The organism is Amycolatopsis sp. w19 (assembly GCF_051373225.1).
GTDB lineage: Bacteria > Actinomycetota > Actinomycetes > Mycobacteriales > Pseudonocardiaceae > Amycolatopsis > Amycolatopsis japonica.
On record NZ_JBPQFM010000009.1, the window covers coordinates 237,567 to 252,046 of the forward strand.

At 69.5% G+C, this 14,480-nt stretch carries 10 protein-coding genes; 1 reads left to right on the forward strand and 9 read right to left on the reverse strand.

Annotated elements, in window-relative coordinates:
* Positions 1–418: 418 nt before the first annotated feature.
* Positions 419–1,024, forward strand: coding sequence for a hypothetical protein (locus tag ACSMFO_RS20325; RefSeq protein ID WP_436460067.1), 606 nt, complete (start codon positions 419–421; stop codon positions 1,022–1,024).
* Here ACSMFO_RS20325 and ACSMFO_RS20330 read toward each other — a convergent pair.
* The 9 genes from ACSMFO_RS20330 to ACSMFO_RS20370 are packed head-to-tail and all read right to left on the reverse strand — an operon-like array spanning position 1,008 to position 14,465.
* The gene (locus ACSMFO_RS20330; RefSeq protein WP_436460068.1) at positions 1,008–1,643 is read right to left on the reverse strand and encodes a phosphatase PAP2 family protein; all 636 of its coding nucleotides are present in this window, start codon (positions 1,641–1,643) and stop codon (positions 1,008–1,010) included. The genes ACSMFO_RS20325 and ACSMFO_RS20330 overlap by 17 nt on opposite strands.
* Positions 1,640–2,821 (reverse strand): glycosyltransferase family 4 protein, encoded by a 1,182-nt coding sequence (locus ACSMFO_RS20335; RefSeq protein WP_436460069.1) that lies wholly within the window; start codon positions 2,819–2,821, stop codon positions 1,640–1,642. Before ACSMFO_RS20335 ends, ACSMFO_RS20330 begins: the two co-directional genes overlap by 4 nt.
* Positions 2,818–4,026, reverse strand: coding sequence for an O-antigen ligase family protein (locus ACSMFO_RS20340; RefSeq protein WP_436460070.1), 1,209 nt, complete (start codon positions 4,024–4,026; stop codon positions 2,818–2,820). Before ACSMFO_RS20340 ends, ACSMFO_RS20335 begins: the two co-directional genes overlap by 4 nt.
* Before the next feature lies 1 nt (position 4,027).
* Entirely contained in the window at positions 4,028–5,551 is a 1,524-nt protein-coding gene (locus tag ACSMFO_RS20345; protein WP_436460071.1) for a right-handed parallel beta-helix repeat-containing protein, read from the reverse strand.
* Complete coding sequence (locus ACSMFO_RS20350) at positions 5,548–7,485, reverse strand: alginate lyase family protein (RefSeq protein WP_436460072.1); 1,938 nt, start codon at positions 7,483–7,485, stop codon at positions 5,548–5,550. The genes ACSMFO_RS20345 and ACSMFO_RS20350 overlap by 4 nt, the downstream gene beginning before the upstream one ends.
* A complete protein-coding gene (locus tag ACSMFO_RS20355) occupies positions 7,485–9,665 on the reverse strand; it encodes a bi-domain-containing oxidoreductase (protein ID WP_436460073.1) in 2,181 nt (726 codons plus the stop codon). Before ACSMFO_RS20355 ends, ACSMFO_RS20350 begins: the two co-directional genes overlap by 1 nt.
* A 15-nt stretch (positions 9,666–9,680) precedes the next feature.
* The gene (asnB, locus tag ACSMFO_RS20360; RefSeq protein WP_436460074.1) at positions 9,681–11,576 is read right to left on the reverse strand and encodes an asparagine synthase (glutamine-hydrolyzing); all 1,896 of its coding nucleotides are present in this window, start codon (positions 11,574–11,576) and stop codon (positions 9,681–9,683) included.
* A 13-nt stretch (positions 11,577–11,589) separates the two neighbouring features.
* A complete protein-coding gene (locus ACSMFO_RS20365; protein ID WP_436460075.1) occupies positions 11,590–13,188 on the reverse strand; it encodes a Wzz/FepE/Etk N-terminal domain-containing protein in 1,599 nt (532 codons plus the stop codon).
* Positions 13,185–14,465 carry an exopolysaccharide biosynthesis protein gene (locus ACSMFO_RS20370; protein ID WP_436460076.1) on the reverse strand — a complete coding sequence of 427 codons (1,281 nt, stop codon included), beginning with the start codon at positions 14,463–14,465 and terminating at the stop codon, positions 13,185–13,187. Before ACSMFO_RS20370 ends, ACSMFO_RS20365 begins: the two co-directional genes overlap by 4 nt.
* Positions 14,466–14,480 lie beyond the last annotated feature (15 nt).

A 14,480-nucleotide genomic window follows, 5' to 3' on the forward strand; every position in this document is an offset into this window, starting at 1 on the left:
TGATCATGAAGACTCGCAGCGAAAGGTCCGGTCACGCGGAGAATGAGTGGATCTTCGCTATGGAAGAGCGCATCGTGAGCCCGTGCGAAGAGGTACCTGGTCGGACGACTCACTCCTGACCCACGCCGACGTGGCTCGCGTCGCCGAGCTGAAGGCCGCTGGTGTACCCGGCCGGACCATTTCACGCCGGAGCGCCGCCGGCGGCCCTTGGCAACGCCTGCTCCCGGGGATCGTGCTGCTTCACTCGGGGCCACCAACCAGGGAACAACGGATCCGGGCCGCGCTTCTGCACGGCAGGGACCGGTCGGTCCTTTCCGGAATCTGGGCTCTACACCTTCAGGGGCTGGAGAATCTGCCACCCGCCAAGGATGTTCACATCCTCATTCCCGAGGAGCGCCGAATCGCCTCCGCAGGATTCGTGCACGTCGAGCGCACCACACGGCTGCCGCGGCCCCACTTCCGCGGCGATCTCCCCGTCGCCCCCGTCCCCCGAGCCGTCATCGACGCCGCTCGAAGACTCACCGACGAAGACGAGATCCAGGCGATGATGGCCGAGTCCGTCCAACGCCGGTTCTGCACCACCGACATGCTCACCCACGAACTGGACCAAGCGGGTCGAACCGGCACCGCACTACCGAGAAGGGCCATGACCCCGCTTCTCGCCGGAGCGAGATCCGTGGCCGAGGCCGACGCTTGGCGGCTCTGGCGAAGATCCGGCCTCCCGCCGGGCCACTGGAACGTCCCGGTCTTCGACGCCAACGGCAACTACATCGCCACTCCGGACTTCTGGTGCGACAAGTGCGCCTTCGCCTGGGAGATCGATTCCTACCGCCACCACGCCGACCTCTACGGTCATCGCGCCACCGTCGCACGCAACGCCCGTTATGTCGCCGCGGGGATCGTCGTGCTCCAGACGTTGCCGTCCCGGCTACGAACCGAGCCGGCGCAGGTCGAGCACGAGTTGTTGGCCGCGTTCCGGACGGCACAGGCGCGGCCCCGGCCGAACGTCAAGCTGGCCGCGTGAACCGGTCCACCGCCCACCCCACCACCGGCACCACCGCGACAGCGAACCCGAACCCCCCGAACGTATCCGTCGGATAGTGCGCCCCCAGCGCCACCTCGGCCCACCCCATCGCGAGCCCCGCGAACGCGATCAGCCCCACCAGCACCGAAGCACCACCGACAGGTCCGAGCCCGCGCACGTCGACCACCAGCAACCCCACGACGGTCGCGACGGTCACCGCGAAGGCCGTGTGCCCACTCGGATACGAGAGGAACTCGCCGTGGATCAGCCTGCCGAACAGGGGTTTCAGCCCGGTGGTCAGTGCCACCGTCACGCCGCTCGCGGCCACCATCAGGATCGCGATCCGCTGCCGCCGGTGCCGCAGGCACAGCCAGCCGAACAGGGCGATCACCACGACCGCGCCCACCGGTTCCCCCGCGAAGTCGATGGCGGTCGCCAGGTACCAGAGCGGGCCCTCGACGCGGTCGACGACGGGGAGCACGAGGGCGTCCAGTCCGGCGGTGTGCGAACTACCGGCGTAGCGCAGGCCGAGGACGACGGCGACGACGAAGCCGAAGGCGCCCAGGGTCCAGAGCGGGATTCTCGCTCGCGGCGGGATCGCGGGCGGGCCGGTGATCACGCGTCGATCGCTGCCTGGTAGCCGCCGACCAGCCGTTCGAGACCGACCTTCGGCGTGAACTCCTGCTCGTACACCAGCCGCGCCGCCCAGCCCATCTCCTGGTTCCGTTCGGCGTCGCCGACGATCTCCCGCAGGCGGGCCGCGAGCGACTCGGGGTTCCCGGGTTCGTGCAGCAGACCGGTGACGCCGTCCTCGACGAGTTCGCGGAAGGCGCCGTGGGCCGCGGCGACGGTGGGGACGCCGGCGGCCATCGCTTCGACGACGACCAGCCCGAACGCCTCCAGCCACTCGGACGGGGCGATGACGGCGTTCGAGCGGGCGATCAGGTCTTGACATTCTGCTTTGGACTGAAGGCCGACGTAGCGGACGTCGTCGCGGCCGTGGGCCCAGCGCGCGACCTCGTCCTGCATCGGGCCGGTGCCGGCGATCACCAGCGGCGGCAGCGAGCCACCCGCCGCGACGAGCCGATCCCAGGCCTTCATCAGCAGGCCGATGCCCTTTTCCTCGGTGATCCGGCCGAGGAACAGCAGATGCTCCCCCGCGCCCTTGCGCGTCTTGCCCGGGTCGGTGACGTAGTTGTACTTCACCGCGAGCCGGTCGGCGGGCATCCCGGCGGCGATCAGGATCTCGCGTTGCGCCTTCGAGATGCAGAAGAACTTCGAGACGCCGGACCACCAGCGGTTGCGGTTCAGCACCATGCTCGCCGCCATCGGCACGGTCGCGAGCCCCGAACCGCGGTAGCACCCGTGCCGCACCGCCGGGATCGGCTTACGTCCCACGCAGTCGGTGCAGATGTAGCCCTCGCGGTACAGCGTGCCGGGCGGGCAGATCAGCGTGTAGTTGTGCACGGTCGCGACCGTCGGCACCCCGGCGTCCGCGCACGCGGCCAGCACGGACGGCGAAAGCAGCGGGAACGTGTTGTGGACGTGGACGACGTCCGGCCGGTCGTCGGCGAGGCGCCGGGCCAGTTCCGCGCGCACGGCCCGGTTCCACGGCACCTGCAGCGGGACGACGGCCTTGCGCGGCAGCGACATCTCCGCGATGTCGTCGCTGCGCCGCTCGAACAGGTCCACCTCGTGCCCGGCCTCGGCCAGCAGCGCGGTCTCCTGGTCGACGACGTTGTTCTCGCCGCTCGGCTGCTCGGATCGGTACCGGTTGTGGATCACGAGGACCTTCACACGGGCTCCTTGGAAAGCTCAGGGTCGCCTCGCACCAGCAGCGACGCGGCCAAGGCCAGGTGCAGCAGGTACGGCGACGCGTCGCCGAGGCCCGCCTCGGTGTAGGAGGCGGAAAGACAGTAGGTGATCAGGAAGATCGCGCAGGCCCTGGCGGGCGACGGCGGCCGCAGCACCGCGACCACGACCAGCACGAGCAGGAACGCGGCCACGATCGCGATGCCGACATAGCCCTGCTCGTGGTAGACGGCGAGCCAGCTGCTGTCGATCGGGAGCCCGTCGTAGGACTTGTCGGTCAGCCCGACCCCGAACAGGTACTCCAGCGTCGTCCGCGGCGCGTCGAGCAGCGCGTCCCACACCTTCGCGCGGCCGGTTAGGCTGGAGAAGTTCTCCTCGGACTGCCCTCGCAGGAACCAGGTCTGCAGCAGCCCGCCCAGCGCCACCACGCAGAACACCCCGGCGAGGACCAGCCCGGTGAACACCTTGCGCGCGCGGGCGCTGGACATCCACTGCGACATCAGCGCCACAACGGTCCCGGCCACCAGGCCGAGCATCGCGGTGCGGGTGTGGGTCAGCAGCAGGACCGCGAACGACGGCACGATGACCACCAGCGCGTTCCGCCGCTCCAGTTTCCCGCCGAGCCACAGCAGCACCGTGAGGCCGATGACGATGGCCGCGTACTGGCCGACCTGCGGCGGCGTCAGCGGCCACAGCGTGCCGGTGAGCCGTCCGCCGTATTCGAACGGCAGCGCGTTGCCCGGGCCCAGCGCGAGCCCGATCACCACAGTCACCAGCACCACACCGTAAGCGCGGATATGCGTGCGGACCAGGTCGAGGCCGCCGTTCCACCAGCGGGTCAGCAACCACAGTGTGCTGATGAACAGCGCGAACCGGAAGCAGCGGAACAGCGCGCCGAAGCCGCCTTCCAGGTTCAGGCTCGCGACCACGCTCAGCACCAGCAGCACCGTGAGCAGGAAGAGATAGGCGCTCGGCCTGACCTTCAGCCTGGCGTTCAGCGCGAGCGCGATCACGAACGCGGCGCCCAGCGCGCCCATGGTGATCAGCTGGCTGACCGACCTCGGCAGCGGGATGACCGTCTTCGCCCCTGTCGAGCCCAAGGTGTTGATGATCAGCAACGTCCAGGCGATGCCGACCGCCTTCGGGGTGCTGCGGATCGCCGCCACCGGACGGACCGCGGGTTCGAGCATGTCAGCCACCTCCCGCACGGGTCAGTTTGCTGCCCTGGTCCTGTTTGTAGGGCGCACCCTGCCACTCACCGAAGCCGAGCACCCGGCTCGGCTCGAACGCGACGAAGTTCCATGGCCCGGAGTAGACGTTGTCGTAGAGCCGGTTGCCCTGGCGGAACGTGATCGCCTGCTGGACGACCTCGCCCTTGTACGGCGACCACTCCGGGTACGTGCCGAAGTTCGCCAGCATCGCCATCCGCGCGCAGCTCTCCTCGCACCCCGCGACGGCCGGGTCGAGCACGAACCGGTTGTGGTGGATCTCGACGCGCTGGGTCTTCCACCGGCAGTCGGCGTTCAGGCCGCCCGACGCGATCGCCGGCTGCGCGCATTTCACCTGTTCCGGCACCAGCCGGGTGCAGGAACCGGACGACGTGTTGGCCGGGCTGTTGCAGAACCGGTCGGAGTTCTCCCAGAGGGTGACGCCGTTCCAGTTGTTTTCGAACGTGTTCCCGGAGATCTCCAGTTTGTCCGTCCGCGCCTTCACCCTCGGCTCGCCGCCGGATTCGGACACGTAGATCGACGCCACCGGGAAGCTGTCGCCGCGGTCGATGTAGCGCTTGCCGTCCACCCAGTTGTTGCGGCGGATGGTGTTCCCGGTGATGACGGCGTTGTAGCTGGTCTCGTACATCAGCGCCGAGCCGTCGTTGTTCTCGATGACGTTGGCCTCGATGCGGAAGTCGTTGTTGTTCGTGTCGGCCCACAAACCGACGCCACGGTTGTCGTGCACCCAGTTTCCGGTGACGTCGGCGCCATCGACCGACCAGAACTTGATCCCGCCGGAGCAGCCGCAGCCGTCGATCTTGGCTTCCCAGTCCCCGGTGTTGTTGCCGGTGATCTCGTTGCCCTCGACGACGAGGCCGGTGATCTTGTTGTCCTGCGCGTAGGCGTTCATCCCGTACTGCCCGTTGCGCCGCAGGCAGTTCCCGCGGACCTGCTGCCGCGCGCCGGCCATCAGCGCCGCGCCGTCGTTGTCCTGGACGGTGCTCTGCTCGATCACCCAACCGTCGGCCGAGTCGTGGTTGACCACGCCTTCGTCGTGCGGCGCGGCGAAACCCTGCACGGTCAAGGTACGGATCTTGACGTCGGCGGCGTTGCCGGAGAAGGCGTACTGGTTGATCTTGCGGCCGTCGAGGACCGCCTTCGGACCGCCGATGTAGACGTTGCCCGGCTTCGGGTTGACCTGGTCGTAGCGGTCATCGCCGAGCCGGTGCGTGCCCGGTGCCAGCCAGAACGTCGTCCCGGCCGGGTTCGAGCGGGTCTTCGTGGCGAGATCACCCGGCACCGCGGGGTCGATCTTCACCGCCCCCGCCGGCGCTTCGGCCGGGCCCTCCGGCAGCTTGTCGCACATCTGCGCGACGGAACCGGACGGCGCCTTGGCCGGATCCGGTCCCGGCGCCTCGGCCGGGGTCGTGCAGGCGGTGAGCGTCGACGAGCCGAGCAGCACCAGAAGCGCTGCCCGGCGGAGGCGGTGCGGTCGTGCGATCACAATGGTGGATCCTCGTTACCTGAATCGAAGGTGAGCACGCTGGTGAACGTGGCGGCGGTTCCGCTGCCGAGCAGGGTCCACGCGGGCTCGCGGCGGCCGAAACCCGCCGAGTACCAGCCCATCGGCGGCGTGGTTTCGCCGCGATGCGCCGACCAGGTGAGCTCCGGTGGGAGCTCGAACGTGGCCGTCCTGTCCTGGCCGTCGGCCGTCCACGACAGGACGGCCCTGCTCCCGGTCAGGGCGACCTCGACGGCGGGTCCGAGATGGAACGCGAGACGGCAGTGCTGTGCCTCGCCGCCTCGGACCTCGTCGAGAATCCTCAGTTCGGTTCCGTCAAGCTCCACCGAACGCTGGTGCACCGACGGCGCGTAGCCGTCGTGTTCCGCGCTCCAGCGCGACGGCGTCCCCGCCGCGATCACCGTGGTGACCGCGTGTTTCGTCCACAGGAACGGCCCGCCAGAGACGGACTGGTCGGTGCGGGAGAGTTCGAGCGTGTTGTGCCCGGCCGTGGACCGGAAGTACGACCGCCACTTCGGTTCGCCGTGGTAGCAATAGGTTCCCGGGTCGGCGAGGATGTCGACGCCGTCGTGCCGGACCTCCACCGAGAGCGCGTCCGCGTGCGCGTGGGCGGCGATGGACAGGAAGCCGTGCGGCCCGCCGTCGCACCGGCACCAGACCTCTCCGTCGCGCAGGATGGTCATCCCGGCGTCGGCGAAGTCGTCCCGCCGCCGCGCCGGACGCCGCCCGGCGACCTGGATGTCCTTGGCCAGTGCGGAGAAGAGCTGGGTCCGGACGTCCCCGCCCGGAGTCTCCGGCCACCAGTCCAACCGTCCGAAAAGGACGGATCCGGTGTCGATCAGCGATGCCCAGCGGCTGGTCTCGTCGCCGTCGACGATGAGCCCGAAGCCGTCATCGGCGTCGCCTTGCCGCGGCGGCCGCAGCTTGTTGTCCACAATGGACGCGAGCGCGTCGGTCATCCGGAGCAGCACGAGCCAGGTAGACTCGGGCACCGCGACACCGGCCGCCTTCGCTTCCAGCGCCCCGGCGAGGCCCAGCTCCAGGACGAGCCCGTGGTACTCCGTGGCGAGCTCCCGGTTGAGGCCGGAGTCGAAGGTGTTGTGCCGCAGCATCTTGTCCAGCGAAGCGAGTGCCGCATCCCGCCACTGGCCGGACTCGGGGAACCAGGCGAACGCGCAGGCGGCGGCGAGCTGTCCGGCGTCCTCCGCGATCACGTGGTTGTTCGCCGACGAACCCCGGCTCGGGAACGCCGCCAGCCAGCGCTGGTGATGCCAGATCTGGTTGAGCGCCACGGGATTGTCCTCGAACAGCGCCGGGGCCTGCGCCCAGCCGCCGAGCAGCCGCCGAACCCACACCCACGACAGCAGCCGGATGCCGAGTTCGATGCCGCTGACCCAGTGCACCCCGCGCATCGGCGGGTTGGCCGCCCACCACGACCCGAGGTGCGCGGCCACGCGTTCGGCGTACCGGTCCTCGCCGGTCAGGGCGTACGCGGCGGCCAGCACGGTGAGGTGCTGGTGCCGCGACGGCTCCCAGATCTGCTTGATGTCGCCGACGGCGTCCTCGCTCCGGTACGGGATGTCGAAGGAGTACACGTCGGACGGTGCGCGGCGGCCGGTCTTCGGGTCGTACGACCAGTCCGGGGCGACGAGGTCGTCCCGCTCGACGCCGAAGTACTCGGCGCGCCCGTCCATCAGCCGGTCGGCGGTGACGAGCAGATCCTTCACCGCTTCGCCCGAGACGGCGGCGAGGACGTCCTCACCGGGCACCGTCGCGAACCGGCGGTCCGGCAGCCAGACCGCCTTCTCCCCCGCGACCCCGCGCCACTGGCGTTTGCGCACGACGTCGGTGACCCGGCCCGCGATCTCGGCGGGCCCCATCCTCGACAGTCTTCGCAGGTACCAGGACGGATCCATCAGCCGAGACCTTCCTTGGCGTTGATCCGCACCGGCGCACCCGTTTCGAGGCTGCGGTTGACCGCGAGCGTGGCCAGCGTCGTCGAAACGAGCGACTCGACCGACACCGGCATCGAGACGCCGGTCGTCAGCGCGTTGACGAACGCTTCGAGCTCGGCGGCCTGGCCCTTGTCGCGGCCCTTGGGGATACGGGAGCTCGCCCACTTCTTGCGGCCGAACACCGACGCGCGCGCGAAGTCGTCGAACTTCAGCACCTTGCCGTCGGCGGTGACGTCGATCGTCTCCTTGGGAAACGCCGAGGAGCCACTGGTGGTGTACGCGATCGACGCGGTCGAGCCATCCGGGTAGCGCAGCAGGATCTGCAGGTCCTGGTGGCCGGGGGTCGCGGTGGCGTACACGGAGACCGGGTCGGAGCCGAGCAGCCAGCTGACCGTGTCGATGAAGTGGCCGCCCTCGCCCGCGAACCGCGAACCCTCGCTGTCGGCCTGGTTGTACCAGCTGCCGGCGTCGAGCTGGCCGGCGTTGACCAGGTACCGCACGGAAGCGGGGCCGATCCGCGGTCCGAAGTGGAGCACCGACTCGTTCAGCAGCGGGGCGAACCGGCGGTTGAACCCGACCTGCAGGCGGTCGTTGCCGGATTCCTCGATCGCGCCGAGCACGATCTCCAGTTCCTTCTCCGACAACGCGAGCGGCTTCTCGACGAACACCGCCTTGCCCGCGAGCAGCGCGCGCCTGGTCAGCTCGGCGTGCGAGCTGTGCCTGGTCACGATGAACACGGCGTCGATGGAGGAGTCTTCGAGCATCGTGTCGAGGTCGGTGGTGGCGCGGGCGAAGCCGAACTTGCGTTTGGCGTTCGCGCCGGAGAGCGCGGAGGTGGTGACGACCTCGGTGAGATCGACGCCTTCCATCTCCGCGAGATGCGGCAAGAGCATCGAGGACGCGTAGTTGCCCGCGCCGACGAACGCGACCCGCACGCCGCCACCCTTGGGTACGGCCCGGACCGACGCGGTCTTCGGCATGGTCACCGCGGAGACCTGCTCGGTGGCCGCGACGGCGCGCTTCTCGTACTCGAACAGCACCGCGACGGCCTTGAGTTCGCCCTCGTTCAGCTTCCGGTACGTCTCGACGGCGTCGGAGAATTCCGAGACGTGAGAGATCAGCGGCTCGACGTCGAGACGGCCGCTGCCCATGAGGTCGACGACGCAGGCGAGGTTGCGGCGCTCGGTCCAGCGGACCTGGCCGATCGGGTAGTCGCGGCCCTCGAGTTCGTACTCCGGGTCGTAGCGGCCGGGGCCGTACGAACGGGAGAACCGGACGTCGAGTTCCTTTTCGTAGTAGGCGTTCCACGGCAGGTTCAGCGAGCATTTGCCGATGTCGATCACGCGGCCGCGGTCGCGGGCCAGCTTCGCGGCCAGCTCCACCGGCTCGTTCGTGCTGCCGCCCGCGGCGAGGTACACCTGGTCGACGCCGTGCCCGGAACTGATCTCCGCCACCGCTGTGTCGACGACGCCGGACGCCGGATCGCCGCACTTCAGGGCGCCGAGCTGTTCGGCCAGCGCGCACCGGGACGGGTCCGGGTCGACGCCGACCACGCGGACCCCGGAGGCGACCAGGAGCTGCACGACCAGCTGGCCGATCAGGCCGAGCCCGATGACCAGCGCGATGTCGCCGATCTGCGGTTCACCCTGGCGGACACCCTGCATCGCGATCGAGCCGACCGTGCCGAACGCGGCGTGCCGCGGGTCGACGCCGTCGGGCACCTTGGTGTACAGGTTCTTGGGCACCCAGTTCAGTTCCGCGTGCAGCGCGTGCTCGTTCCCCGCGCACGCCACGTAGTCCCCGACGGCGACGTCGTCGATGCCCGCGCCGACCTCCTCGACCACACCGCACAGCGAATACCCCAGCGGCGTGTACGAGTCGAGTTTGTTCATCGCCTTGCGATAGGTGGCGCCCAGCCCGTTCGTGGCGACGCTCTGCATCACCTTCGCGACCTGATCCGGCCGGGCCTTCGCCTTGCCCACCAGCGAAAGACTCGCCTCGGACACCTTCATCATCTCGGTGCCGGTGGAGATCAGCGAATAGGCGGTGCGGACCAGCACACCCCCCGCTTTGCACGCGGGCACTTCGACGTCGAGGAGCGCCAGCTCCCCGCTCTTGTAGTTCTGCACTACCTGCTTCACGTCGCTCCTCAGCGATCAGGTGGTCCGGGCCGAAACGGCGCCGCGATACCAGTACTCGAGGGTCAAGATGTGCCAGAGATGCTTGGACCGGTCCTGCTGCCCGGACGCGTCTTCGTCCACGAGCTTTTGCAGGGCCTCACGACGGAGGAACCCGGCCTTCACCAATTCACCTTCGTTCGTCACCTCGCGCACCAGCGGCGCGAGGTCGCGGCTCATCCAAGCCCGCAGCGGTGCGCTGAACAGCCCCTTCGGCCGATGCACGATCTCGGCGGGGAGGATGGACAACGCCGCTTCCTTGAGCGCCATCTTCCCTTGGCGCTTCACGATCTTCTTGTCCCCGGGGATCCGGAACGCGGCCTTCACGACCTCGATGTCGACGAACGGCGTCCGCACCTCGGTGGAGGCGGCCATGCTGGACCGGTCGGTGTAGGCGAGGTTGAGCCCGGGCAGGAAGAGCCTCGAATCGGCGAGGCACATACGGTTCACGAAATCCGACAACGTGTTGTCGTGATAGGTGTCCGCGTGTTCGGTGATCACGTCGTCGACGGCGCCCGCGAGGTCCGGGTTCAGCAGACCGGCGAGTTCGGCCTGGTCGTACATCGTGTAGCTGCGCCGGAAAGCGGTCTCCTCGGGCAGCTCCGCGAACGAGAGGAACCGCTTGGCGAACCGGACCGACCGGAACCCGCGCTTCGAGGTCGCCACCGGCAGTCTGTCCACAAGGGACTCGACGGGCCGCCGCACGAGACCGGGGACCCGTTGGTACTGGACGGCGATCTTGTTCGCGAGATGCTTGCGGTATCCGGCGAACAGCTCGTCGGCGCCCATCCCCGAGAGCATCACCTTCACCCCGGCCTCGCGGGCGGCGGTGCAGATCAGGTAGCTGTTGATCGCCGCCGGATCGCCGATCGGCTCGTCGAGGTGATAGGTCATCCTCGGCAGCAGGTCGAGCACCTGCGGCGCGATCTCGATCTCGTGCAGGTCGACGCCGAACTTCGCGGCGACCTTCTTCGCGTACATCAGGTCGTCCGGCATGGCTTCGAACTTCGCGTCCTCGGCCCGGAAACCGATGGTGTACGCGGAGATCCCCGGCCGCTCGCGCGCGGCGAGCGCGGTCAGGTAGCTGGAGTCGAGCCCGCCGGAAAGGAACGTCGCGACCGGCACGTCGGCGATCAGGTGCTTGCGCGTGGAGTCTTCGATGACGGCGTTGAGGTCGAACTGGCCCTCATAGGCGGCGCCCTCTTCGGCGACCTGACGCAGCGACCAGAAGGTGCCGCGCTCGACGTCGCCGTTCGGCCGGAACCGCGCCCAGCTGCCCGGCGGCAGCTTCTCGGCCTCGCGGAACGCGCAGCGGCCGTCCGGGACCCAGTAGTAGAGCAGGGAAGCGACGAGCGCGGTGTCGTCGACGGTCAGCGAACCGCCCAGTTCGGCGGCCAGCGCCTTCAGCTCGGACGCGAACGCGACGCCCTTGCCGCGGCGCACCAGGAAGAGCGGCTTGATGCCGAGCTGGTCGCGGACCAGCACCAGCTCGCCGGAACGCTCGTCGAAGACACCGAACGCGAACATGCCGCGGAGCCGGTGCAGGCCCTCGGTGCCCCATTTGCGCCAGGCTTCCAGCAGGACCTCGGTGTCGGACGTGCCACGGAAGCGCACGCCGGCGGCTTCGAGTTCCTTCCGCAGTTCCGGCGCGTTGTACAGCTCGCCGTTGTAGGTGAGCGCGAGCCCGTCCTTGACCATCGGCTGCGCGCCGGTCTCGGTCAGGTCGACGATCGACAGGCGCCGATGTCCTAAGTGGACTTCCCCGTGGTCGTACCTGCCGGAACCATCCGGGCCCCGGTGGGCGAGTGTCTTGGTGAGCCGATCGGTGAGCGGTCCCCCGTCCGGCCAGAAGTAGGCCCCTGCGATGCCGCACATCTACTTTCGCTCCCTAAAGCGCTTCGGCGTTATCCGGTGACACAGGCGAGAATCGTTTGGTCGGCGCATCGGCGTTGTCGTCGGCGCGTTTGTACGGCGTCGGATGCCGCCGTACGTTCTTCTTCTCCCGCGGGAACATCTCGACCGGCTTCACGACCGGCCGCGGCGCCCGTCGCTCCGGCGGGGCCGTGCGCTCCGGCACGGCACCGGCGCGACCGCGCAACGCGGTGTGCAGGCCGTCCCACAGCGTCCCGTCGGTGTGGTCGCGCGGATCCGGGTCCACCACGACGACGCCGATGATCGGGATCCGCCGGTCCGCCAGCTGACGGGCGACGGTGTGCAGCCATTCGGTGTTCGCGTGCCCGGCGCGTACGACGAGGATCGTCTCCTTGCCGAGGAATTCGAGATCGGTCCACGCCGTGCCGGGCTCGATCGAGCCGACGCCGATGCGCCGTTCCCTCGCGGCCACCGGGGTGTCACCGCGATCCAGCACCTGGACCTTGCCTTCGGCCGCCAGCTCGCGGAGGTTCGTCTTCGGCAGGTCGTCGACGAGCGAGACCGGGCCCTTCTCGGCCAGTTCACGCGCCATGTCGACGGCGAGCGCGGCGGTGATCTGGCTGGCGCCGAGGTCGAGCAGCGACACCGAGCCGCCCTCCTGCCGGACCGCGCGGACCAGCGTCGCCGCGACCCGCTGCCGCCGGGTCACCGCGCGCGAGCGGCGCAGGAAACGCGGCGGCTTGGGCAGCTGCGCGATCACGGAGGCGCCGAGATGCTGCGAGATCTCGCGGCGCAGCACCGGCCGGTCCTTCACCACGCTCGTGACGGCCGCGAGCCCCAGCCCGGCGAGCAAGCCCAGCGCGAAGCCGATCCCGGCGTCGGTGGCGAGGGTTTTGAGCAGCGAACGCGGCAGGATCCGCGGCGCGTCCACGATCTGCGTCCCGGCGGCGACCTTCGGCGTGCCGATGCCCGCCTCCTGCGCGCGGCCGTCGTAGTCGGAGATCTTGGACGTCAGCTCCGCGCGGCGCGAGTACAGCCGCTCCAGCTGGGCGGGGTTGGCGTTGCGGCCCTTGGCCTCTTCGGTGACGATCGACGCTTCGATCGGGGTGAGCTCGTTCTGCGCCTGGTTGCGCTGGTCGAGCAGGGCCTTCTGCTGCGCCGCCGCGGCCGCTTGGTTGCGGCCGATGTACTCGGCGATGAAGGCGTCCGAGATCGCCCGCGCGCGGGCCAGCGCCTCGTCCTTGGTCTTGCCCTTGACCGTCAGCTGGAGCACGTTGTTCGTCAGGCCGAGCCCCTCGTAATCCTTGAGGAACTCCTCCGGCGCCTGCGTGCTGTTCAGCTTCTTGAGCGCCTCGCTCGCGGTCTTCGTCGTTTCGAGCACGGCGACGTCGGTCCGCATCAGCGTTCCGCTGTCGGTCGGCGAGTCGTCGGGGTGGATCACGAGGATCTGCGCGACCGCGGTGGGCGGCGACGGCAGGAGCATCGCGACCAGCCCGCCGGCGATCAGCCCCAGCAGGGCGGTGGCCACCCACATCCGGCGTCGTCTCCGTACCGAGACGACCAGCCGCTGCAGGTCGATGAGCGGCTCGGACTTCGTTTTCTCGGCGCTGGTCACGCGGTACCTGCCAGTGCTTCGTGGTCGGACGGGGTGGGCGCGCCGGGCCGGGTGCGCGTCGGCCGGACCGGCCGGATCAGCACGGTGCCCACCATGGCGAGACCGGCGTCGGCGACGGCTTCGGCGATCCCGACCAGCTCCCACGCGGACCGGGAGCCGAGGCTCGTCACGACGAGGACCCCGTCCGCGTCGGTGTCCGCGACGACGGGCCGCGCCGGGGCCACCGTCACGACGGTGAACCACCCGGCGGCGAGAGCGGCGAGCCGTTCGGCGGCCGCCTGCCCGGCACGATCGCCGTCTGCGGCGACGACGATCAGCCGCCGTCGCGGAAGCCGGGAGACCAGGCGTCGGTACAGGACGTCGGAGTCGATCTCGTCGGCGAAGACGTCGACCCGAGGGACGTTCCACGGCCTGTCGTCACGGAGGAGCTTGGCCCGCAAGGTGGTGCCGTCCGACGGCAGCTCCACGGCGTCGAAGGTGGCCAGCACCGGACCGCCGATCGCCGCGGCGATCTCCTCCTCGTCCCGCAGCCGCCGGTCGGTGCGGGCGGTGAAGAGGTGACCGAACAGGCCGATGAGGAAGAACAGCGCCGCGCCGCCGAGGGCGAGCTGCGGCAGGGTGGGCGCGGCCGCCGAAGACGGCAGCTCGGCCGAGCCGAGGACGACCATGTTGCCGAGGCCGCTGGCGGTGTCGGCCGCGTTCAAACTCGACATCGCCGACTCGATCGACGAGCGCAGCCCCTGCAGTTCGGTGCGGAGCTGGACACTCTCGACGGTCGTCTTGCCTTCGTTGACCTTCGCGGAGAGTTCGCTGATGCGCTGGTTCGTCTGCGTGACCTGCTGCCGCAGGGTCTCGCGGCGTTCCTGCGCCAGCTGGACCGCCGCGTCCCCGGAACCGGCGATGATCTGCGTCGAGTACTTCACGAACTCGCTCGCGATCTGATCGGCCATCCGCTGCGTCTGTTCGGCGGTGTCACCGGTGGCCTCGATGGTGATGACATTGCCCTGTGCGACCGACGTGGCCACCTTTTCCCGCAGCTCCGCGCCGGACATCCCGTCGCCGAGCCCGGCGGCGGCCCGGTCGAGCACGACCGAACTGGTCGCCACCTCGGCCTGGGTGAGCAGCTCGTCCGCCTCACGCGGGCCCTGCAGCAGCACGCTGGACGTCGTCCGATAGCCGGGCGAAAGGATCACCGACGATCCCGCGCCGGCCAGGGCACCGAGCACGGCGAGGACCACCAAGGTCCGCCATCGCCCGCGCAAGACCTGTCCGATCATGGACAGGCGCACCGT